This is a genomic window from Galbibacter orientalis DSM 19592 (assembly GCF_000260115.1).
GTDB classification, from domain to species: Bacteria; Bacteroidota; Bacteroidia; order Flavobacteriales; family Flavobacteriaceae; genus Galbibacter; species Galbibacter orientalis.
This window is the reverse complement of record NZ_JH651379.1, coordinates 2,968,466-2,993,446: the sequence shown is the minus strand read 5'-3', so window position 1 is coordinate 2,993,446 and position 24,981 is coordinate 2,968,466. Positions and strand designations below refer to the sequence as shown.

Genomic DNA, 24,981 nt, shown 5'->3' with positions numbered 1-24,981 from the left:
ACCTATTTCTAAGAAAGCCATATCAAAACATATAATGTATTGATATGGCTTTTGTTTTTAAAGAATTTTTACTCTTAAAATCCAAAACCTAAACCAAAGGCAACACGTATCCCGTCTACCGAATCAAAAACTCCCAAATTAGCAGAAATTAATTCAGCGCCATTAATAAACATTCCTCCTCCATAAGAGTTGTGCCACTTACTCCCTTCATTTTCTGTAAACCATACGCGCCCATAATCAAAACTTCCATACAACCCTAATTTTATAGGAATTAAAGGTGTCTTAATATTTGAAAAACTATAACGCAGATCTGTATTTTGATAGAAAGAAGTTTTCCCTGTAAAACGCTGATTTCTAAATCCTCGGAGTCCACCTATCCCTCCTATTGTTGCAGCCTGATAAAATTCATAATCATCTCCTATATTTAAATGGGCTTTTATGTTTGAAGCTAAAACTAAGCGCCCAGAATGATTTAATTTATGCGCAATCCCCAAGGCTGGAATAAAATAACCATATTGGCGACTATTAATATCTAAATTAGCACTATACCCAGCAAGCATAGAAAATCTTAACCCTACCGTTGGATAAGCCTTATTATCGTAATTAGAATAACTAAACGACGTTTTTACGCCAGCAAACTGTACCTCATCAAAAACATAACTAGGCAAAATATTATTGTTCTCCTGAACAAATCTGTTATCGGTATCATTTACTTCTACCGACTCATAATAAGCTCCAAAAGTTACTGAGCTTCTCCTTGATTTCCATACCATACTTGGAGCAATACCAACACTTCGAACTTTTACTCTATTGTAATCAAGACCTAAATCATCATCATTATTTGCTGTTTTATTTCCGTAGCCAAAAAAGTTTAAAGAGTAATTTGGACTTTGAAACCCTGCTTCCAAACGAAAGTTCAACCCTCCAATTACATTGGCAAACTCTCCTTGATATAATACCTCATATCCGTTGGTAGCAAAATAATAAGCCGCATTTATATGATGCTGCGTTGTAAACGGATTTCTCTCAAAACCATAAGTTGTATATGTATTTGAAACGCCTATTTTCAAACCATCATCTGGATTTGCTCCTATAACTGGAATTATCTGATTGGTGTTATTTTTGAACTTTTTATAATTGTAAACATTTGTTTTATACCTATCTGTGAGCTTAATATTGGCAGATTTTACATTATCAAGTGTGTTTTTCTTTGACTTATAATCATAAATAACTACATTCTTACCATGTGGTATAATGTATTCATCATTATTTTGTCCTCCTATAAGTTTGATTTTTATTTTCCTACTTTTATTAAACATCTCAAAAGTATCGGTATCATCTAAACCATAAATCCATATCTCTTTCGTCTCTTTTGGATTGTATACCCTATGATGAAATTGATCTTTAATAGTATCATCTTTCTTTCTAAGAGTGGACACTTTAACACTCCCATCTTTATAGGCTTTTATAGAAAAATAATCATCTTTATTGGTTCCTGTAACTATAGCTAATTTATTAACAACCTTATAGTATCGATCGGAAATATCTTGCAAATTTTTGCGTCGAGATTTTAATAAATATTTTATCCTATCAATAGATTCATCTTGGACTTCCTTAGGCATTTCAGCAAAAGCTTTATCAATAACATCGTCAGTAACATGCTGTTGAATATATCTTACTTGTGCATCCCATACAGATTTATCAACATCTATAATAAAAGTTTTATCCAAAGGAAAGGGCTCTACATTAATCCCTTTTACATCTTTCAAATCTTCATCATACTGTCTTAAAATTCTAGCAGCGGGCAACAAATTTATTGCAGCAGTCAAAATAGCGCCATCAGACATTTTAGAAAATGCTTGATCTCGGTCTCTTGGTAAAGCACGATATACTTTTTTTCCGTTCTCTTTAAATTCTAACCAACGCCATTGATCTTGATGCCGATCCCAATCGCCTATTAGCATATCAAATAATCTAGCACGTACATAATTTTCTTGATCAATTACTACATCTTCATCTGAATGAATTTCTTCTATAACATCTAACGTACTAACAATATCTCCTGTAAAATTTTTGCCAGCTAAACTTGGATGTCCTTCTGAGGCATGCTCTTCTAATAAATACAATTCATTTCCAAACTCATTATTGTAGCCCATCAAAGCATTTTGCTTTGGTATGTAATATAACTTTGGATTTAAATGATATACGCCTGCAGCATCAGACAATTCTCCAATAGCCAAGGGAGCATATGGATGCGAGCCAGTAAAAACATCTTTTAACAAAGCTTCGGCTGCAGTTTCATCAAACTGATCGTCAACATATTGATCGTCAAACAACGAAGCTTGTATGTATTGCGTTGCACTTTTTTTAACGGCTCGCATAACATACTGTGCTCCATTTTTGGCTTCTAAACGCAAAGATCTAGATTGAGTTCCTCCCCCCTTTCTTACAGGTTTTAATCCGCCGTATAATGTGTCCAGATTAACGGTTTTTGCCAAAACAGGCTTGCTAAAATAGTCTCGATAACGCGCTCCCCATAACCAACTATAAAATCCGCTTTTGGTTGTTTCGTCTAAAGTATAAACCGAAGCCGATATAGAATCTGGAAACTGAGAAGGATAGTTGATAAAAGATTTCCCTTTTTCTGTATTAACTTTTGAACGAAAAATAACCTTATTGGTTGCTGCGTCAAAAAATTGAACATCCGAAGTTTTGTCTTTGTTGATGTTTAACACTGCAAAACCATTTGTACTTGCTCCAAAAACGTTTCCATTTCTTTTACGCACTCCTGTTATTTTAGAGCCTGATCCACTTATTATTTGAGTTAAATTATCTGATTGAATAAACTGTAAATTATGCTCGTGCCCTGATAAAAAAACCACATTATTATTTTCTTGTGCGGCAGCTATTAATTTTTTTCTTAAATCATTATAATACCAATTCGACATATCTGCATTAGAAGCTCCGCTTGTAGTTCTTAAAACATTTTTTATGGTTCCTAAAACTGGCAGCGGACTCATATTACTTTTGATGGTGTATTGCCCAGCATGAGAGCCGTTACTAAACATTGGATGATGAATAGCCACAAGTGTTGTTTTACCTCTAGCTTTTTTAATTTCACTACGAAATTCTTCTAAAAATTGATCTCGGGTTTTAATTTCACAATCATCATTTATAGTTGGTTGTTTGTCCCAATCGGTTATATACCATTGCGAGTCTACAAGCAACAATACGGTATCATCATTGATATTAATTTTTTCAATTCCACATCCATCCTCTGGCTGAAAAGTATTTTTACCAAGCGCCTCTTCTACCAATTTTTCTTGGCGCTTGAGTCCTTTTATTCCATGATACCAATCGTGATTCCCTGGAATAACATAAACACTCCCAGGAAAAGACTTAGCAACTTTTAATTGTGCATCTAAGTTTTGTTTAGCCGCTTTATAACCTTTCTTTTTTTCTGAAGGCAATCCTAATGGATAAATATTATCTCCTAAAAAAAATAACATATCATTAGCATCTGCTTCTTTAAATTGTTCTTGCAATGCTACTAATGCTTTGGGAGTAGTATTATTAACCCCTAATTTCCCAGCATCTCCAATTAAAAAAACATTTATAGTCTCTTTATTAATTCCGCTTAAAACAGCATTATTCTCTTTATTAGTTTCATATTCTAAAGTAGCACAGGCTGTAAAGAAAACTAAAAGGAATAAATATTTAATTGGTAGTTTTTTTATCATTAATTATTTTTTTAAACAATTAAACGGATTGCAAATCTTTCACCGTAAAAACATCTGAAACCTTTTGTAAATTAGGATTTAATTCTGCTCTAAGAGCTTTTATTCCACTTGCACCTTGCAGTTCCTCTAATTCTAAAATCTCTATATGTTCTCCAATGTAATTTTTAGATTTTAAAAACTCAAAATAAGCCAAATATTCTCGTTCTATTGCTGTACTAGAAAATACTACACATAATTTATGAGGTTGTGTTAAACGCTCATTTGTACCTTTTATATGCGCTTTATCTATTCGCTTTTTAATCATTTCATACCGTACATTGTACGCACCATCTACATCAAAATGTTTTTCATCAATTCTATATTGTATTGTAATTGGTATGTCATAAGCTAGTATAAGAGATGCTACTTCTAAAGGCAACGGGAAGTCTTTTTGTTGCTGATAATACATTGCTTCCATCTCACAAGTAACCTGTAATTGCCACAAACGTAGGTTATACAATACAGTGTCATGATACGTTAAATGCTTCACAATTGATTGTCCTACATACATATTATGCTCTAGCCCATCAGTTTTATACTTTTCAAAATAATGTGGAAACATTTGCTGAGCTTCTTTCTGCTTCTTATCCATAAAATTTGAAAAGAGTTTATTAATAGCATCTACAGCAGTATCATAAGCTTTTCGAGCTATATAGAAAGTTTTATTCTCTTCTTCTAACAGTGCTAAAAATGCATCTATATCTTTAGAGGCTTTTTTAGACGCTTGTATGTGTTTAAATAATGGATATAATTGATTTTCAAAAAAGATAGTTATCTCTTGTTCTGTGCTTGCATTAAAATTCTCATTAAGCTCTTTGAGATATTTAGCTATCTGAAAAATTAATTGTTCGTAAAAAGGAAGCTTATCATGCTTTACTCTTGCCTCTAACAATACGCTACTTTGCATTAATTGATTTGTTAAATCTTCACGAATAGCTTCATTCCTTGCTATAGAAGACCCCACAATATCCACTTGCCCGTATAAAGGATACACATCTTTAAAAGCAATTTCTTTAAATGAAGGTGATTCCCCCATGTTACGTCTATAAATATACCGAGCAGCTTCTTCTTCAAATCGCCATTCTACAGATGGATGGATAGAGGTACATTCCTGCTGAATTACTGCACTTACTTCATTCTGAAATTCATTTACAGAACGCTTTGAATAACTCAGTATAAATGGAATAATACTATCTAGTTTTACCATGTTTATAGCATTGATCTGATTAATTTCAGGAGTTGCTAATTCAATAATAAAACTTAGTTTTCCTTCAATAGAAATAGGCAATAAAGCGGCACTTTTTAATCCGCGTTCTAGTAATGCCTTACTCAATCTATTGCCATTATTTTTTTTATGGTAGTTTTCTACATTTGCAATAATGGCTGGTTTACACTCATCAAACAATAGATTATTCATCTCCGTACAAGCATAATTGGAGGTCTCAATAATTTCTTCTGAAGACAAGGTAAGCATCTCAAAATTTTTATCGTACGGTGGAATAATTTTATTATGATCCACTTTATAGCTCCCTAAGCGTAAATTTGGAATATTAAAAATTGCTCGAATATCTTCTAACAAATATTTAAAACTCTTATTATTTGGCTGGATTAAATGTGTTTTAAAAGTATCTATTTGATCGTCTAGAGTTACATCTATCATATTTAAAATTCCAAAACCTTCTATGATCCAAGAATCGTTTGGAAAATAACTTTGCCATACCTCTTCATCGTCTGCATTTGAAAGCAGAATATCAAGAATTTCAGGTGTAATCTCTATTGCATTTTCATTTGGATACATCCCTATAAAGTCGGCATTAAAAGCTACTCTATATGTTCTTGTTTTTCCGTTAACGCCTTCTAACTTTATATGTTTTGGTCTTTCAAAATCTACATTATACCCATAATATTGATTAAGAATAATAGCATATGGATTTAAATTCACCACATTTTCATTCTTCTGATATAGCTTTCTAAAAACTTCTTCAATATCTGTAGTTGTTTGTTTAGAAATATCTAAAAACCGTTTAGATGCGTAAAAAAACTGATTTGAAAACGGAAAAACAGCTGCTTTAATTTCATTTCCACTTAATGCTGAAGGAAACAAAACACTCATTAATTGTGCTACTTCTTCTTTATAAGAGTTAAAAACCTTATAATCTCTCATTCCATTAACTAAATCTGGAGTTTTATCCAAAATAGCCAAGATTTGCTCCGCCTGAAACCTCTCTATACTATTAGATGAAGCCAATAAGTCTTTAAGCTTTGCTGCCAAAACTTTAAATGAAATAATAGGTTTAAATGGCCCTGTAGGGATATGCCTTTTCATGCTAAAAAATATTAATGAAAAAATTATAGCTTACCACAAAAGATATTGCCGAAATTACTATCCCAATCATAAATACTGTGTAAGTAATTCTTAACAATCTATATTTTCGTTCTAAAACAAGTCCTAAATAATATAAATCTTTAGTAAGCGAATTATACAACGTGTCTTCATTGCTAATTAAATAGTCGATTCCCCACTCAAAATCTTTCAAATTCATCTTATAGAAATTTCCAAAAAACAGAATATTCGTCCTATTATTTACTATCATTTCTTTTGTTACTGTAACATTAGATATGTTTGGTCTAGTAGATATCACTGACAAAACAATAGAAATAACACTAAAAGTTAATAGGATAAGAGTTGGGTAGACTAAAAATAAATTCGATTCGTTATCAAGCTTAGGTACCAAGTTAGATAGCACCACCGAAATAATAATTGCGTTTACAGATAATAAAATATTGGCTTTAGTATCTGCAATTGCACTTAACTCGATATGGTTTTTTAACTGAACTCTAAAGAGCGTTTCTACACCTCTCCCCGTTTTTTTATTGGCACTTTTATTAGCTCTCTTTTCTTCTAGTTTAGTAATCTTTTGATTTAAATGATACTCATTAATTTCTTTTTGAGGTTGAAGTTTTTGAATTGCATATGTTGTATAAAACGAATGCTTTTCTAGAAACTGTTTGTTTTTTAAAAACCAGTCTAACTCTAAAATTTCTTCCTCTTTTTTATAAATTAATTCCAACCGAAGTTGTTCTGAAATATCAAAAAAATCGTTTGAAGCAACATGCGCACAATCTGCATCTTTCATTATTTGCTCCAAATGTGTTTTAGGGGTAAGTTAGATTGTGTTACCAATATTAATTTTTCTACCAATAATTTATCTTCTTCTGAAATTGATATTTGGTCAAAAAACTGCTTTATTATTTCGACACTTTTAAATTCATGACCCACATCTTCAACTACAGTATAACCTGTATCATGAAACCATGCAGCCAATTTTAGCAAAAAAATGTCATGCGCATTACAATTTTCATGTTTAGAAATCTTTGTTACATTCTCTAAAACTCTTTCTGTATGTGCTATGTTATGATATAAATTTTTTGGAGATAATTTATTTTCAAATAAGTCAGTAACAAATGTTGCTGCTTGTTGTAAGATAATCTCTTCCATAGGAAATGCTTTGTTAAATATTATATAAAAATAAAGAATTAATAGGAGTTATTGGTGCTAGCCTATCCAATTTTAATTAAACACATACCTCTGTCTTATATGTCTTATAAAACTTTCAAGTAAAATCAATTTTATTCAGTTTATTTTAAATCAATTTTAACAACAAAGAGAATGTTTCTACTACGGTTAAATTTAATTTCTCTTTTCTTAAAGAGCAGATAGTATGTAATCCACTATTTTAGTTCATTTCGATGCAAAATTCATCGGCAAATTTAGAACAATCTCTTGGAAATTAAATCCTCTATTAGGCATTAAAAAAACCTAAAATGGTCATAACTACTATTACTACATTAGTATTTATAACTATTTTCTCTTAAATGGTTAGCTTTCTATTGCCGAAAAAATGTTTAAAATTGTATATTTGCGAAGTTTAATTAAAAAATAGTTCTTCAAATAAATGTCACATAAACCTAAAATTCTTTATACCAAAACAGACGAAGCTCCAGCATTAGCCACTTATTCTTGGCTTTCTATTGTTAAAGCATACACTGCAACATCTAATATAGATATTGAAACAAAAGACATCTCTCTTGCTGCTAGAATTCTGGCAGTATTTCCAGATATGCTTACCAAAGAACAACAAGTTCCTAACGATTTATTAGAACTTGGAGAAATAGCTAAAACGCCAGAGGCAAATATTATAAAGCTTCCAAATATTAGTGCGTCAATTCCTCAATTAGAAAATGCTATTGAAGAATTGCAAGCTAAAGGGTTTAATATTCCAGATTATCCGCATGAGCCAAAAACAGATGCAGAAAAAGAAATTAAAACCCGTTACGACGGTATTAAAGGAAGTGCTGTTAACCCAGTATTAAGAGAAGGTAATTCTGACAGAAGAGCTCCAAAAGCGGTTAAAAATTACGCAAAGAAAAATCCGCATTCAATGGGGGCATGGAGTGCATCATCAAAATCTCATGTTGCAACCATGGATCAGGGTGATTTTCGTTCCAACGAAAAATCATTAACCATTGATAACGCTCAAAGTTTAAAAATTCAATTTGTTGACAATAACGGAAATAAAGAAGTTTTAAAAGAGCAAGTAAAAGTTATTGATAAAGAAGTAATTGATGCTACTGTTTTAAGTAAAAAAGCATTGGTTAGTTTCCTTGAAAAAGAAGTTAAAGACGCTAAAGAAAAAGACGTTCTCTTTTCTGTACACTTAAAAGCCACAATGATGAAAGTGTCGGATCCAATTATATTTGGCCACACCGTAAAAGTGTTCTTTAAAGAGTTGTTTGATAAACATGGTGCTTTATTAGAAAAAATAAATGTTGAAGAGAATAATGGTCTTGGAGATTTATTAGAAAAAGTTGACGAGTTACCTGAAACTGAAAAGCAAGAAGTAAAAGCTACCATTCAAAGTATCTTAAACGAACAACCAGATTTGGCTATGGTAAATTCTGACAAAGGAATTACCAACTTACATGTTCCTAGTGATGTAATTATTGATGCTTCTATGCCTGCAATGATTCGTAACTCAGGACAAATGTGGAATGCAGAAGGTAAGAGTCAAGATACTAAAGCGGTTATTCCAGACAGTAGCTACTCTAGTGTTTACCAAGCTACTATAGATTTTTGTAAAGAAAATGGAGCTTTTGATCCAACTACTATGGGAACAGTTCCTAATGTAGGATTAATGGCTCAAAAAGCAGAAGAATACGGTTCTCATGATAAAACTTTTGAAATCTCAGGAAATGGGGTTGTTCAAGTTTTAAATGGTGAAGGAAATGTTATAATAGAGCATAAAGTTGAAGAAGGAGATATTTGGAGAATGTGCCAAGCAAAAGACCTTCCTATTCAAGACTGGGTTAAACTTGCTGTTTCTCGCGCAAGAGCTACTAATACTCCAGCCATTTTTTGGTTAGATAAAAATAGAGCTCATGATGCTGAGTTAATCAAAAAGGTAAATTTATATCTAAAAGACCACGATACTAGTGGCTTAGAAATAAAAATAATGTCTCCAGAAGAAGCTACTCACTATACACTAGCTAGAATTAAAAAAGGAGAAGATACTATTTCTGTTACCGGAAATGTTTTAAGAGATTATTTAACAGACCTTTTCCCTATTTTAGAAGTAGGTACTAGTGCTAAAATGCTTTCTATTGTTCCTTTAATGAATGGGGGAGGTTTATTTGAAACTGGTGCTGGAGGTTCTGCTCCAAAGCACGTTGAGCAATTTTTAGAAGAAGGTCATTTACGTTGGGATTCTTTAGGAGAGTTCTTAGCATTAGCCGTTTCTCTAGAGCACTACGGAAATGTTAATAATAACAGTAAAGCTAAGGTATTAGCTACCACTTTAGATGAAGCTACAGGTAAGTTTTTAGAAGAAGATAAATCGCCTTCTAGAAAAGTAGGAGAATTAGACAGTAGAGGTAGTCACTTTTATTTAGGGCTATATTGGGCTCAAGCCTTAGCAAAACAAACTGAAGATGCTGAATTAAAAGAAGCCTTCACTCCTATTGCAGCTGAGCTTACAGAAAAAGAAACTCTTATTATTAAAGAGCTTAACGAGGCACAAGGAAAACCTGTCAATATAGATGGGTACTACATGCCAAATGTTGAGAAAACAAAACAAGCTATGCAGCCTAGTGCAACATTTAATAGCATTTTAGCTAAAATATAAGTTTACAACCATACCTTTTTATATATAAAGCCTTCTTTTTTAGAAGGCTTTATTTTTTTATTATTGTAGTCCAATAAAAGTTAACAGAATTTATTGGATTCAATTTATACCAAGGTTTAAATGAGGTTTTCAAAACAGACCCCTTGCTATTAATAAAAATGATAAAAAGAGGGTTTAAGTAATGTTACTCCTTTAAAGAACTTATTTCTGATAGTTAATATTTAGTCTTTGTTCTTTGTTCTTATTGTGAAGTGGTCTTGTATTTTTATAGAAGTTCTTACTTTTTTTTATCTATAACAGTAAAATTACTTTTATTTTTAATAAAAAAAAGAATGAACAACTTTTTAAAGTTATGCTTATTTCTTCTCTTCGGAATCTCATTTTCCTTTGCCCAAGAACAAGTAACCTTAAGCGGAACAATAACAGACGCTTCTAGTAACGAAACACTTATTGGAGTAAATGTTATCTTTCCTGAACTTAAAACTGGAACAACTACCAACGAATATGGCTTTTATTCAATAACTATCCCAGAAGGAAATTATACCGTTCAAATAAGTTATTTGGGATTTAATACTATTAGCAAACAGATAGAGCTCTCTACAAGTTCCAAACAAGATTTCAGTTTAAAAGCTTCCTCAGAAGAACTTGATGAAGTTGTGGTAGAACAAGATATAGAGAGAATAAATATCAAAAAGCCCGAAATGAGTGTGAATAGTATGAGCGCTGCTACCATAAAAAAAATACCCGTGGTTCTAGGAGAGGCCGATGTTATAAAATCTATTTTATTATTACCAGGTGTTAGTAATGCAGGAGAAGCCTCGTCTGGATTTAATGTGCGAGGAGGATCTGCCGATCAAAATTTAATCCTCTTAGACGAAGCCATTATTTTTAACTCCTCTCATCTCTTCGGTTTCTTTTCTGTATTTAATCCAGATGCCATTAAAAACTTAAAATTATATAAAGGAGGAATTCCTTCTAGATATGGAGGTAGAATTTCTTCTGTATTAGACATTTACCAAAAAGATGGTAATAGCAAAAACTTTCATATGACGGGGGGTATTGGGGTTGTTTCTAGTAGAATTCTGGCTGAAGGTCCTATTGTTAAAAACAAAGGTTCTTTTCTTATTGGTGGTAGAAGCTCCTATGCCCACTTATTTCTAAAACTAACCGATAATGACAACTCCGCATATTTTTACGATTTAAACACAAAGCTTTCTTATAAGTTAAATGAAAATAACAACCTTTACTTTTCAGGATATTTTGGACGTGATGTATTCGATATAAACGATAGCTTTAATAATGTCTACGGAAATTCAGTAGTTAACTTAAGATGGAATCATTTATTTTCAGATAAATTATTCTCCAACCTCTCCCTAATTTATAGCGATTATTACTATGGTTTAACTCTTAATTTTGTAGGCTTTAACTGGAATAGTGGGATAAACAACTTCAATTTAAAATACGATTTTAAACATTACATTTCCAATAAATTTAAATTGCAGTACGGAATAAATAATGTGTATTATAAATTTAATCCAGGAGAGATTGAACCTGAAGGAGATGATTCTGGAATTAATTATTTTAAACTCACCGATAAATATGCTAATGAAGCGGCTGCATACATAGATATTGAACATCAAATTACCAACAAATTAGCTATTGAATACGGTTTGCGACTTAGTAGATTTGATAGGTTTGGACAAGACGAAATTAACGTTTATCAAAACAATACCCCTGTAGTTTACAATCCAGATCTCGGCATTTATGAAAAAGCTACTCCAATAGACACTATTAGCGCCAGCAGAAGCAAGTCTATTAAATCATATACAAACTTAGAGCCACGTATTGCTGCTTCCTATATATTAGACGAAACACAGTCTATTAAAGCTAGCTACAACCGTATGTCGCAATATTTACATCTCATTACCAATACAAGCTCTCCCACCCCATTAGATGTTTGGGCGCCTAGCGGTTCGTTCATCAAGCCACAACTACTCGATCAATATGCGGTGGGTTATTTTAAAAATATTAGTGATAATAAGTATTCATTAGAAACAGAACTCTTCTTCAAAAACATAAAAAATAGAATTGATTATATCGATGGGGCAGATTTAATTGCCAATGATGCTATTGAACAAGTTGTTTTAAATGGAGAGGCTAAAGCTTATGGAATGGAAGTTTTATTCAGAAAAAATGAAGGAAAACTTCAAGGCTGGTTATCGTATACCTTATCAGAATCTAAACAACGTACCCCTGGAAGAACTCCTGATGAACCCGGAATTAATAACGGAAAATGGTATTATACTCCCTATGATAAAACCCACGATATTTCTGTAACTGCTTCCTACACTTTAACGCCAAAATGGAATTTTGGAGGGAATTTTATCTTCCAAACTGGGAGACCCGCCTCTTATCCAGATGGACAATATGAATATGAAGGAATTACTATTCCTAGTTATGGCGAAAGAAATAACAGTAGACTCCCTTCTTACAACCGATTAGATATATCTGCTACCTACACCCCAAAACCAAAGAAAACTAAAGGATGGCAAAGCGAATGGGTTTTTAGTATCTATAATGTTTACAATCGGAAAAATGCTGCTTCGGTAAGCTTTAGAGAAAACACCGAAGAAATGAGAAATGAAGCCGTAAAATTATCTATTTATGGCATTATCCCTTCCATTACGTACAACTTTAAATTTTAAAAAATGAAAAAAATTATCAATATATGTCTGCTTGTTTTCTTCTTTACTTCCTGTGAAGAAGTTATTGAGGTTGATCTGGATGATGCCCCTCCAAGATTAGTCATAGAAGCATCTATCAATTGGATAAAAGAAACTTCAGGACAGTCACAATTCGTTAGACTCTCTACAACTGCTCCCTATTTTGATACAGAAATTCCGCCAGTAAATAATGCTGAAGTTTTTATTACTGATGACGAAGGAAATCAATTTGATTTTATAGAAGATGGAAACTCTGGTTTTTATTATACCCAAAATTTTATTCCGCAGTTAAACAAAACCTACTACTTAACTGTTATTACTGAAGGAGAAACCTACACTGCCGAAGAGACTTTACTTCCCGTTTCCGATTTAGAATATGTAAGTCAGCAAAACGGTGAGATTTTTTCTGAAGAGTATATTGAAATTAAAGCTTATTTTAATGATCCTGTAGAGGAAGAGAACTATTATTTCTATTCTTTTTATGCTGAAAATGATACTACTATAAATGTACAAGAAGACAGACTGGTGAATGGAAATGAAATGTTTGCTTATTTCAATAGTGAAGAATTAAAACCTGGCGATGAAGTAGAAATCAATTTATATGGTGTTTCTAAAAGATATTTCACCTATATAAATACCTTACTTTCTCAAACTGGAGAAAGCGGTGGCCCCTTTGAAACGCAACCCGCAACCGTTAGAGGAAACATAGTGAATACTACAAATCCAGAGAATTTTGCCTTTGGGTATTTTAGACTCTCAGAAACCGATACTTATACCTTTACTATTGAGTAATATTTTTTACTTTTGACACATGGATTTTACAAGAACTACAGAGCAAGCGTCTAACTATAATCATCTTGAAAAGATGACTGTAAAAGAGCTACTCACTAATATAAATAAAGAAGATAATACCGTTCCAACTGCCGTAGGAAACGAAATAGCTTCTATAGAGGCTTTAATAAACGTTATTGTTCCTAAATTGGAACAAGGAGGGCGACTTTTCTATATGGGAGCCGGAACAAGCGGTAGACTTGGCGTTGTAGATGCTTCAGAATGCCCTCCTACTTTTGGGGTTCCACACGACCTAGTAGTTGGTATTATTGCTGGTGGGGAAACTGCTATTAGAAAAGCCGTTGAATACGCAGAAGACAGTACCGAACAAGGATGGAAAGATTTACAGGAGTATATTATTTCCGATAAAGATATTGTAATTGGAATTGCTGCTTCTGGAACTACACCTTATGTTATTGGCGCATTGAAAGAATGTAATAAAAACAATATCATTACTGGCTGTATTACTTGTAATAAAAATAGTCCACTTGCCAAAGAAGCACAATATCCAATTGAAGTTGTTGTAGGTCCAGAATTTGTTACTGGAAGTTCTAGAATGAAAGCTGGTACTGCACAAAAACTAGTGCTTAACATGATTTCTACTGCTACTATGATTCGCCTAGGAAAGGTTCAAGGAAACAAAATGGTAGACATGCAATTAAGCAATGTAAAGCTTGTTGATAGAGGAATTAGAATGATAATGGATGAAATTCCAGTAGAAAATAATAAAGCCTCCGAATTATTAAAAAAACACGGAAGTGTTCGTAATGCTGTAAATGCTTATTATAATGAAAAGAACGGATAGAGAACTCCTCCTAAAAAGCCTTAAATACTTTGCATTTACAGTAGCACTTATGTTTATGGCTCCCACAGTAATATATCAAGCTTTTAAAAACCAAACCCACCCTTGGTATTGGCCAGTCTTAATAGTTGGAATTTTATTAGCTATTAGCGCCATTATAATGGGGTTTTATAGCCTAAGAGTACTAATGAAGTCTTTCTTTGGAGAAAACTAATTATAAAACTAAAGAGTCGACATAAAAAGTGTGGGACTTTCTAGCCGACTCCGTCGCATTAATTAACAAATTGAATTTTCAATCTACTTTCTAAACAGAAACTAGGTTATAATTCTTTAATATTTATATTTTTCCAATAGACTTTAATTCCGCCTCCGTCATGAATTTGCAAAGCTATTTTACCTGTTGCCTCCCCTATTTTACTGTCTGTAAAACTTATCATCTCTTGTCCATTTAACCAAGTAGTAACATGATTTCCTACAACACGTACCTTCATTTTATTCCATTCTCCAAATTTTAAATACGCATCTTTTGCTGGTTCAGGTTTTATAAGCCACCCTCTGCCGTAAGACTCATAAATTCCTCCTGTATCATGCCCTGGAGGAGCTACTTCTGCTTGCCAACCACTAATTTTTGTTCCTTCAATATCAGATCTAAAAAAAATACCACTGTTTCCATTAGCTTCTTGTTTAAACTGAACTGTTAATTCAAAATCTTTATAGGTCTTTTCTGTAGCCAAATATCCATATTGCTCATCAGGCCCACTTTCAGATATAAGTAAACCCTTATCATTTACGTACCATTTTTCGGTACCATAAATATCCCAACCTGTAAGATCTTTCCCATTATATAATGCTGTTGAAGAACCACAACCTACACAAAGAAATAAAACAGTTAATATTCCAAAATATAATGATCTCATAATTTTCTAACTTTTATATTTTTAAACCAAATAAAGCTTCCATGATCTTGAAGTCCGATGTATCCTGTTTTGGCTACTCCATAATCTGGATAGTCCTTCCATTTTCCTTCCTCTTTTCTTTTTTGCCAATCTTCACTCCATGGAACAAACGAAACTGTTTTCTTTCCATTTAACCAGTATTCAACAGTATCATTTGTAAAAACAATTCGGGTATTATTCCACTCCCCTGCTTTTTTAATAGCTCCTTCATAATCTGGGTTATACATTCCATAATCTGCTCCTAAAGACTGCCAAGGCTCTAACTTTTGAGGAAACCCTATCTGATCAATCATTTGGTATTCTGGAGCATTATAATACGGTGCATCATATTTTTCGCCTTCAACTACATGGTAGAATACTCCACTATTACCTCCCTCAGAAATTTTCCAATCTATAGAAAGCTCAAATTCTCCAAACTTCTCTTCGCTGTAAATAATATCACCACCTATATCTCCGCCTTTTCCTAGAGATTTCAACATATCTCCTTCTAAAACCCATCCATCTGGCAAAGAAGTTCCGTTGTAACTTCTCCATCCATCAGTAGAAGTTCCATCGAATAAATAAATCCAATCGTTACTTTTCTCTTGAGCTATTACAACTTCTTTTTCAACCTTTTCTGTTTCGGTCTTTTTCCCTTCAGATTTACAAGCTACCACCATTAATAGTGCTGTAGCCAAAAAATATATTTTCTTCATTTTCTTTATTTTAAATAAGGTTCATGTTTACTGGATCCCACTCCATAAATTTATTCTGCTGATAGCTATCGTTACATAGTAAAGCTGGAGCTGCGGCTCTAAATGCAAATTCAGGATCTTCTACAACGCTACCATTTGTTCTAATAGCATTGAAAAAGTTTGCAAAATGGTCGTAATGAGCCCCTTTATACCCTTTTTCTGCTGTATATACGGTTTCTAATGGAGCTACAATTCTTTTTCTATCAGATTGTGCATTTTGCCCTTTCATTTTTTCAGCTAAAAAAGGATCGTCATCAAAAGAATTGGCGTTGCGCTTAAGAACAACTTCTTCCCATTTAACATCCATAGAGCCTTTGCTTCCTACTATTTTAAGATATGTACTTCCACTGGTACCATCTACAAAATTGCAACGAAGCGATAAATTAAATCCTGGATGCTGATCGGACTCAGGATAATCAAACATTCCTAATAAAACGTCAGGAACTTCACGTTCATCTTTCCAATATCTCAATCCGCCAGTAGCAGAAACTTTATTAGGACCATAAGAATTCGTTATAAAATGAAGACTTGAAAATAAATGCACAAACAAATCTCCAGACATTCCTGTTCCGTAATCTAAATAATTTCTCCATCTAAAAAATCGAAGAGGATCAAAATCTCTTTTTTTAGTATTCGCTATATAACGATTCCAATCAACAGTATTAGTAGAAGCATCATTTGGAATTGGATACTGCCATGCTCCAAGAGGAGAGTTTCTCGCCCAAAAACCTTCAGCATAATTAATATCTCCAATAGCTCCAGCTGCCAAAAGTTCTTTAGCCTTTTCATTTCCTAAAGAAGATAAACCTTGACTACCTACCATAAATATCTTTCCAGATTTTTTCCAAGCATCTATTAGGCTTTTCCCCTCTGATACAGAATGTACCATTGGTTTTTCACAATATACATGCTTCCCTGCATTTAAGGCATCAATCCCTATCTGTTTATGCCAATGATCTGGAGTTCCTATAATTACAGCATCAACATCTTTTCTACTAAGAATTTTGGTGTAGTCTTTAGTGGTATATATATTACTCCCCCATTTTTCTTTTGCACTTTCTATTCTTGCATCATATAAATCGCATACAGCAACTAACTCTATATTTGGGTTAAGTAATGCTGTTTCTGTATCTGCAGTTCCCATTCCTCCTGCACCGATTAAGGCAATTTTAATGGTACTTAAATTAATTGTTGGGTTAACTCTTTTTAGGTAATGAAGAGATTTAGTTTCTTCAGCAAAGACCATTGGAGAAACTGCTGCTGCTACACCAGTTACTCCTAATTTCTTTAAGAAACCTCTCCTTTTATTTTCTTCCATAAATAAAATTAGTATTAGTTTATTAATAGCTCTAATCTAAGTATTTAGGATGTACTAAGAGGGGTAATAAATGGGGTAATAGAATAAAAAAATTAAACTTGAAGTGAATTTATATCATAACCTTCCTTATAAAATGCCTCATACAGCCGTTTATAATTTTCAATTAATTTTTGTGCAGTCATATGCTTTCCTGCATTTGTAAACAAATAATATTTAGTTCTAACTGCATTCTCATACAATGGATCTATCTCTAAAATTGCATCACAAATCAAAATTAATTCATCTTTAGAAAATTGTTCTTCCTGTTCTTTATCTATACATGGAGTAAGAATATCCAAAATAGCATTTCCATAATCAGACTTAAAACTATCCAACCATTCTAATTCTATTTGAGGTAAAAGAGCTCCATTCTTAACAATTTGCGCTATTTGAATATGCGATTTATTCTCCGTGTGAATTTGTTTTCCAGAAAACAGTTGAGGAATTGACTCATTTAATTGTGTTACATCGGTATATATTGATTCTGGAATACTTAATTTCCATTTTTTCTCAATAAAATTAATTTCTAGAGGGAGTCTTCCTTCAAAAACTTTTCTGAGCTCTTTTATTTGTGTACTTCTATTATTTTTAGTGCTCTCATAACTAAAATTAGGCCACAGAATATCACCCATTTTTTTGGAAGAAATTCCGCCATTTTTTATCGTATAAAGAAAAAGAAGTAAAAATAATTCCCTGCGTTTTGGAGAAAGCAAATGGGTAAACTCTTTTCCTTCAGTATCTATTAAAGTAAAACCGCCTAGAAAGCGAATATTATAATCCTTAACTATTTCAACAGACTTTGAACTTTCAGAAACATACACTTTATTTAGCACTCTTTTATATCCATAAAAAAAGTAAAATATCCCTCCTAATGGAATTAAGAGTAAGAGCCACCACCATAAAAAAGCCTCTTTTGGTTTCTCTGTTTTTAATAATACGCCATCTTGATAGACCTCAAACACTTCATCGTTACTCAATGCACGATTCCAAAGAGCAAAATCTTTCATAAATCCTTTGTAATATTGTCCCCACAAATTACTCCCTATCAAAATAGAATGGTCAGTATTAGCTATGGTTGAAGCTTTGATTTGATCTATTAAAGTTCCATTCATATAGAAAAATAATTGATCATTCGGCATAAAAACAAAAGCAACATGCACCCACTCATTCGGATTCACATACAATACATTACTTATATGATCTTTTATTCCCGGAGTTGTAAACTGAAGATTTCCATCAAAAATTTTAGCTGAAAAAACTTCTCCTTTCCCTATTATACTGTTACTTCCAGATACCTTTTCTGGCTTTAACCATACTGCAACTGTTAGTTCATTAAAATTAGTATTATCGGAACCAAAATCAATATAACTAGATACTCCATTAAAATAAGCAGTTTCACCTTTACCACTTTCTTGATAGGTTACTTCTATTTGATTTATCTTTTCATTATTGACTTTTGTAGAAATAAATTCCTTCTGAAATGGTAAATAAAGCTTTAATCGGTCTGTGAGATTATATTTGTATGCTCTAAAAATTTTTGGAGTATTCGAGTTATAATCATCAAAATTAAAAATATCTGGAGAAAATCTATAGCCTCTTTTTTGAGGAGATAATTTAAGACTTCCTGTTTCAAAAACCCCTGTTGTAATAAGATCAGGGTTTTCTTTCCACTTTACATCTTCTAAAGCTTTTCCCCCAATCTCTACAGTAACAGAATGTTTTTCCTCCATAATATCATATCCCTGAGCAATAATAATATTGCTACATAAAAATATCAATAAGACGAAAAAAACTTTAGCATTCATAATCTTAGGAAAATCATATGCATCTAAAATAAAAAAAACAAATGAACAAACTATCTTTTATAAGCTTTTCATCACTTTAAATTAAATCACAACAGTATTTTAGTTAAGATTAGCCTGATAAAATACCTGCTGTAGGGAAGGCCTAATGTTTAAATTATATAAATTTCTATTATTACGAGTAGGGTACACTCTATTGGATAGAAATATAAACATCAAATTATTAACAGGATCTGCCCACACATAAGTCCCAGTAAACCCACCATGACCAAAACTTTGAGCACTTACTTCAGGAGCTGGAGAGGCATGAGAAATATCTAATGTAGCATTATTTAATAAAGGTTTATCAAAACCTAGCCCTCTTTTATTATTATTTTCAGGATACTGAACACGTGTAAATTCTTTCATTGTTTTTTCAGAGATGTATCTTTTCCCTCCATATTCTCCTAAATTTTGATACATCTTAATCAATTTTGCTAAATCGTTTGCCGTTCCAAACAAACCTGCGTTTCCTGATACACCACCCAATAAACTCGCATTCTCATCATGCACCCATCCTTTTACATATGCATTTCTATAAATTGTATCTAGCTCTGTTGGAACAATTAAAGATTCAGGATATTTACCAATTGGATTAAATATTAAATTAGTAGCTCCCAAAGGCCTATATATACTATCTCTTACATATTTTTCATAATTAATCCCTGTAAGCTGTTTTATCATTTCAGGATAAATTAAAAAACTAAGCCCAGAGTACTTATACTTTTTAATCTCTGAAACCTCTGTTCGATTAATAATTCGATACATCTTTTTCACAAAACGCTTGTTTAGGTAAAGATCTTTATATATTTTGACTGAATACTTATTACTTTCAGTATTACTTACAAATCTGGAAACAAATTTTCTGTTCTTTATAATTTCGTTTAAAAAAATATAATAAGGCTCTAAACCCGCTTGATGCGCAAGAATCTCCCTAAAAGTAAGATCTTTTTTATTTTTAACATTACGCCAAGGCTTCCAATAAGTACTAAACTTTTCATCAATATCTATAATTCCTTTATCTACCAACTGCATGATAACAGGAAGGGGACCCGTAACTTTTGTAACGGAAGCTAAATCATATAAATCATAGTTTGAAACTTTTTGTATATTATCATATGTATGGTAACCAAAAGACTTATGGTAAATGATATTATTATTTTTAGCAACCAATAATTGAGCTCCAGGAAAAGCATGTTGCTCAATCCCTTCTTTCATGATAGAATCTACTTTCCGATTAATAAAATCCTCATCCAATCCTTCCTGAGACGGAGAAGTATACCCCATTCTTATTGTCTTGTTTAATAAAATTCCTGAACCACTTTTAAAGTTATTATTTACATCCTCCTCTAAAACAGCATTAGTTGTTTTAGCACCAAATATAATTTCAGCAGCACTTTCTGAATTTATTGTATTGTAAGATTGAAATTGAATTATTGTAGTAGCATTAAATACATAATTGTTAAAGGAAATTTCTTTAAGAGGTAAAAAAGAAACTAAAATTAATTTAGTTTTTGAGAGTAAACTAGAAAGTTTATATAAAGTATTCCAATGTATATTCTTAGAAGAAATAGCAGCTATAATTATATCGCGTTCTTGTACTTCTCCTATAATAGATTCATTTAAAGAATTCTCAACACGACTTATTCTAGTGTACTGATTAAGCTTTAATAAAAAATCATCCGTATTAAATTCAGATTTATCAGCATCGAGATTAATAAACCCTATATTGTTTACATCGAGAGATTTAATAGGTATAGTATTATTAATATTCTTTACAAGAGTTGCAGAAGAATCAGAATCATTTTCATCTTGAGCGTGTAATATATAAAAAGAAAAAACAGCTAAAAAAAAGGAAAGTATATGCTTTATATTCATGTATTAAAATTTGAAAAAGCAATTTAATAAATAATATCCTCAGATTTGATAAAAGCTTGATAGATTGTCTGATGTTTTTAGGGTTAGTGGGGAGCAGAACGGCTTTATGCTTTAAGCTATATGCAGTAAGCAGTTTCAAAGGGCAGTAAGCATTAGGCTATAGGCGGTAGGCAGTTTTTTTCTTCAATCCTTCAATAAGCAGTAGGTTTTTGGTTTATTGTTTATGGTTTGTAGTTTACAAGATTTTCAAAAGAATAAGAATACTTTTTTTTTTTGCATTCTTGACTCTTGATTCCTGACTCTTGATTGAAAATGTACGCTTACTGAACATTGCATTATGTCTTCCGACTTCCGAATTCTTCAATCCATCAAAGTGGCAAAGGGCAGTAAGCATTATGCGGTAGGCAGTAGGCGATTTTTTCTTTGTAACATCGTAACTCCATAACAGCATAACTTTTTAACTCAAAAGGTTCAAAGGTTCAAAGAAGCTATATGCAGTAAGCATTAGGCGGTAGACGGTAGACGGTTTTTTTCAAAGTGGCAAAGTGATAAAATCCTTCAATCCTTCAATCTTTCAATCCTTCAATTTTCAATGTACTTCCTTAAAAAAAGGCAAAAAAAAATCCTCATCAAATAAATGATGAGGATTCTAAAGAAGGCGGCGACCTACTCTCCCACGAAAACGTAGTACCATCGGCGCTGGCGGGCTTAACTGCTCTGTTCGGAATGGGAAGAGGTGAGCCCCGTCGCTATAACCACCTTAAATCTTAAAGCCTCCCCCAACCCCCTCCAAAGAGGGGGCTAGGTTAATGTTGCCCATTGTCCCTCCCCAAAGGGGAGGTTAGGTGGGGCTTTTAATAAGTTAACATATGGAGATAAAAAAATACTAGATCATAGATTCTAAAAAAAAGAAAGATAGAAGTAAAAAGAGTTTGCGCCCTCTTGCTCTTTGCAAAAGCAAGAGGACTACTGTACATAAGCTTACGGGTTATTAGTACTACTCGGCTATGACATTACTGCCTTTACACCTATAGCCTATCAACGTGATCGTCTCTCACGACCCTTTAAAGAAATCTCATCTTGTGGCGGGTTTCGCGCTTATATGCTTTCAGCGCTTATCCCTTCCCAACATAGCTACGCTGCAGTGCTCCTGGCGGAACAACAGCTACACCAGCGGTTAGTCCAACTCGGTCCTCTCGTACTAGAGTCAGATCCACTCAAATTTCTAACGCCCACTGTAGATAGAGACCGAACTGTCTCACGACGTTCTGAACCCAGCTCGCGTGCCACTTTAATGGGCGAACAGCCCAACCCTTGGGACCTTCTCCAGCCCCAGGATGTGACGAGCCGACATCGAGGTGCCAAACCCCCCCGTCGATGTGAGCTCTTGGGGGAGATCAGCCTGTTATCCCCGGCGTACCTTTTATCCTTTGAGCGATGGCCCTTCCATGCGGAACCACCGGATCACTATGCTCTACTTTCGTACCTGATCGACTTGTAGGTCTCTCAGTCAAGCTCCCTTGTGCCATTGCACTCTACGCACGGTTACCAAGCGTGCTGAGGGAACCTTTAGAAGCCTCCGTTACTCTTTTGGAGGCGACCACCCCAGTCAAACTACCCACCACGCATTGTCCTTCTTAGAAAGAAGTTAGGCTTCAAATAAGTAAAGGGTGGTATTTCAACAATGACTCACACATACCTGGCGATACATGATCAAAGTCTCCCACCTATCCTACACATCACTTATCCAAAGTCAATACGAAGCTATAGTAAAGGTGCACGGGGTCTTTTCGTCCCACAGCGGGTAATCGGCATCTTCACCGATACTACAATTTCACCGAGCTCATGGCCGAGACAGTGTCCAGATCGTTACACCATTCGTGCAGGTCGGAACTTACCCGACAAGGAATTTCGCTACCTTAGGACCGTTATAGTTACGGCCGCCGTTTACTGGGGCTTCAGTTCAATGCGTCGCCGAAGCTAACATCTCCCCTTAACCTTCCAGCACCGGGCAGGTGTCAGGCCCTATACATCATCTTTCGATTTAGCAGAGCCCTGTGTTTTTGATAAACAGTCGCCTGGACCTTTTCACTGCGGCCCTTAATAAATTAAGGGCGACCCTTCTCCCGAAGTTACGGGTCTATTTTGCCTAGTTCCTTAGCCATGAATCTCTCGAGCGCCTTAGAATACTCATCCCAACCACCTGTGTCGGTTTACGGTACAGGTTGCATATGTCGCTTTTCTTGGAAGTCGATTCGCTGGATTATCACCGCAGCCGAAGCCTTAGTGTACTATCGGAGTGTTACCAGCTCCTTCAACGTGCTATTCCGTCAGCACGCACCAACTATTCGCCTCCGTCACTTTTATCTATATGCAAGTACAGGAATATTAACCTGTTGTCCATCCACTACCCCCTTCGGGTTCGCGTTAGGCCCTGACTAACCCTCAGCTGATTAGCATAGCTGAGGAAACCTTGGTTTTTCGGCGTGCGGGTTTCTCGCCCGCATTATCGTTACTTATGCCTACATTTTCTTTTCTAAACAGTCCAGCAATCCTCACAGATCACCTTCTACCCAGTTTAGAATGCTCCCCTACCACTTGTACCAAGTACAAATCCATAGCTTCGGTGGTATACTTATGCCCGATTATTATCCATGCTCGATCGCTCGACTAGTGAGCTGTTACGCACTCTTTAAATGAATGGCTGCTTCCAAGCCAACATCCTAGCTGTCTAAGCAATCAAACCGCGTTTTTTCAACTTAGTATACACTTGGGGACCTTAGCTGATGGTCCGGGTTCTTTCCCTTTCGGACATGGACCTTAGCACCCATGCCCTCACTGCCAGTAAACATTTTATAGCATTCGGAGTTTGTCAGGAATTGGTAGGCGGTGAAGCCCCCGCATCCAATCAGTAGCTCTACCTCTATAAAACTATAAACCAACGCTGCACCTAAATGCATTTCGGGGAGTACGAGCTATTTCCGAGTTTGATTGGCCTTTCACCCCTACCCACAGGTCATCCCAAGACTTTTCAACGTCAACGGGTTCGGGCCTCCACTATGTGTTACCACAGCTTCACCCTGCCCATGGGTAGATCACACGGTTTCGCGTCTACTACTACTAACTAAAACGCCCTATTCAGACTCGCTTTCGCTACGGCTGCGTGACTGAATCACTTAACCTCGCTAGTAAAAGTAACTCGTAGGCTCATTATGCAAAAGGCACGCCGTCACCCAAAAAGGGCTCCGACCGCTTGTAAGCGTATGGTTTCAGGATCTTTTTCACTCCCTTATTCAGGGTACTTTTCACCTTTCCCTCACGGTACTGGTTCACTATCGGTCTCTCAGGAGTATTTAGCCTTGGCGGATGGTCCCGCCAGATTCATACAGGGTTTCACGTGCCCCGCACTACTCAGGATACTGCTATCAATAACGGTCTTTACTTATACGGGACTATCACCCTCTATGGTTTGTCTTTCCAAACAATTCTAATTCATAACGCATCAAATATCGCAGTCCTACAACCCCAAAATTGCCGTAACAAGTTTGGTTTGGGCTAATCCGAGTTCGCTCGCCGCTACTATCGGAATCACTGTTGTTTTCTTCTCCTCCGCCTACTTAGATGTTTCAGTTCAGCGGGTTTACCCTCCTTACGGAGTACTATACCTTCAGTATAGTGGGTTGCCCCATTCGGATATCTATGGATCATTGTGTGTGTGCCACTCCCCATAGCTTTTCGCAGCTTATCACGTCCTTCATCGCCTCTGAGAGCCTAGGCATTCCCCATACGCCCTTACATAGCTTATTGTACTTTTTGCTCTTTTATTCTATTCTATTTTTTTTATATAATCAATCGTGCAATCAATTATATAATAAGATTCTTTTCTCTATAGTCTACT

General features: G+C 34.3%; 14 protein-coding genes and 2 rRNA genes. 5 read left to right on the top strand and 11 right to left on the bottom strand.

Features of this window, described 5'->3' with window-relative positions; all coding sequences use genetic code 11:
* Nucleotides 1-74: 74 nt before the first annotated feature.
* The 4 genes from JOOMADRAFT_RS13085 to JOOMADRAFT_RS20555 are packed head-to-tail and all read right to left on the bottom strand — an operon-like array spanning nt 75 to nt 7,278.
* Nucleotides 75-3,740 carry a metallophosphoesterase gene (locus tag JOOMADRAFT_RS13085; protein ID WP_008614106.1) on the bottom strand — a complete coding sequence of 1,222 codons (3,666 nt, stop codon included), beginning with the start codon at nt 3,738-3,740 and terminating at the stop codon, nt 75-77.
* A 19-nt stretch (nt 3,741-3,759) separates the two neighbouring features.
* Complete coding sequence (locus JOOMADRAFT_RS13080) at nt 3,760-6,105, bottom strand: hypothetical protein (RefSeq protein ID WP_008614105.1); 2,346 nt, start codon at nt 6,103-6,105, stop codon at nt 3,760-3,762.
* Between the two features lies 1 nt (nt 6,106).
* Complete coding sequence (locus JOOMADRAFT_RS13075; RefSeq protein WP_050989697.1) at nt 6,107-6,916, bottom strand: Pycsar system effector family protein; 810 nt, start codon at nt 6,914-6,916, stop codon at nt 6,107-6,109.
* Nucleotides 6,916-7,278, bottom strand: a complete 363-nt coding sequence (locus tag JOOMADRAFT_RS20555; protein ID WP_050989696.1) for an HD domain-containing protein — start codon at nt 7,276-7,278, stop codon at nt 6,916-6,918. Before JOOMADRAFT_RS20555 ends, JOOMADRAFT_RS13075 begins: the two co-directional genes overlap by 1 nt.
* Before the next feature lie 457 nt (nt 7,279-7,735).
* Between JOOMADRAFT_RS20555 and JOOMADRAFT_RS13070 the strand changes: the two genes are divergently transcribed.
* The 5 genes from JOOMADRAFT_RS13070 to JOOMADRAFT_RS13050 all read left to right on the top strand — a co-directional run bounded on the left by JOOMADRAFT_RS13070 (nt 7,736) and on the right by JOOMADRAFT_RS13050 (nt 14,531).
* The gene (locus tag JOOMADRAFT_RS13070; RefSeq protein WP_008614102.1) at nt 7,736-9,961 is read left to right on the top strand and encodes an NADP-dependent isocitrate dehydrogenase; all 2,226 of its coding nucleotides are present in this window, start codon (nt 7,736-7,738) and stop codon (nt 9,959-9,961) included.
* Nucleotides 9,962-10,293: 332 nt separating this feature from the next.
* Entirely contained in the window at nt 10,294-12,666 is a 2,373-nt protein-coding gene (locus JOOMADRAFT_RS13065; RefSeq protein WP_008614100.1) for a TonB-dependent receptor, read from the top strand.
* Nucleotides 12,667-12,669: 3 nt separating this feature from the next.
* Complete coding sequence (locus JOOMADRAFT_RS13060; protein WP_008614098.1) at nt 12,670-13,476, top strand: DUF4249 domain-containing protein; 807 nt, start codon at nt 12,670-12,672, stop codon at nt 13,474-13,476.
* Nucleotides 13,477-13,495: 19 nt separating this feature from the next.
* Nucleotides 13,496-14,320, top strand: coding sequence for an N-acetylmuramic acid 6-phosphate etherase (gene murQ / locus JOOMADRAFT_RS13055; protein WP_008614097.1), 825 nt, complete (start codon nt 13,496-13,498; stop codon nt 14,318-14,320).
* Nucleotides 14,304-14,531, top strand: a complete 228-nt coding sequence (locus JOOMADRAFT_RS13050; protein WP_008614095.1) for a DUF6095 family protein — start codon at nt 14,304-14,306, stop codon at nt 14,529-14,531. Before murQ ends, JOOMADRAFT_RS13050 begins: the two co-directional genes overlap by 17 nt.
* 106 nt (nt 14,532-14,637) lie before the next feature.
* On the opposite strand, the gene JOOMADRAFT_RS13045 is transcribed toward JOOMADRAFT_RS13050, so the two are convergent.
* The 7 genes from JOOMADRAFT_RS13045 to JOOMADRAFT_RS13010 all read right to left on the bottom strand — a co-directional run bounded on the left by JOOMADRAFT_RS13045 (nt 14,638) and on the right by JOOMADRAFT_RS13010 (nt 24,889).
* The gene (locus JOOMADRAFT_RS13045; RefSeq protein WP_008614092.1) at nt 14,638-15,234 is read right to left on the bottom strand and encodes a 3-keto-disaccharide hydrolase; all 597 of its coding nucleotides are present in this window, start codon (nt 15,232-15,234) and stop codon (nt 14,638-14,640) included.
* Complete coding sequence (locus JOOMADRAFT_RS13040) at nt 15,231-15,968, bottom strand: 3-keto-disaccharide hydrolase (protein ID WP_008614090.1); 738 nt, start codon at nt 15,966-15,968, stop codon at nt 15,231-15,233. Before JOOMADRAFT_RS13040 ends, JOOMADRAFT_RS13045 begins: the two co-directional genes overlap by 4 nt.
* A gap of 10 nt (nt 15,969-15,978) precedes the next feature.
* Nucleotides 15,979-17,325 carry a Gfo/Idh/MocA family protein gene (locus JOOMADRAFT_RS13035; protein ID WP_008614089.1) on the bottom strand — a complete coding sequence of 449 codons (1,347 nt, stop codon included), beginning with the start codon at nt 17,323-17,325 and terminating at the stop codon, nt 15,979-15,981.
* Between the two features lie 92 nt (nt 17,326-17,417).
* Entirely contained in the window at nt 17,418-19,169 is a 1,752-nt protein-coding gene (locus tag JOOMADRAFT_RS13030; protein ID WP_008614088.1) for a LamG domain-containing protein, read from the bottom strand.
* Between the two features lie 99 nt (nt 19,170-19,268).
* Nucleotides 19,269-21,083, bottom strand: coding sequence for a serine hydrolase domain-containing protein (locus JOOMADRAFT_RS13025; RefSeq protein ID WP_008614087.1), 1,815 nt, complete (start codon nt 21,081-21,083; stop codon nt 19,269-19,271).
* 653 nt (nt 21,084-21,736) lie between these two features.
* Nucleotides 21,737-21,846: ribosomal RNA gene (gene rrf, locus JOOMADRAFT_RS13015) — 5S ribosomal RNA — on the bottom strand.
* Nucleotides 21,847-22,055: 209 nt separating this feature from the next.
* Nucleotides 22,056-24,889, bottom strand: a 23S ribosomal RNA gene (locus tag JOOMADRAFT_RS13010).
* Between the last annotated feature and the right edge of the window lie 92 nt (nt 24,890-24,981).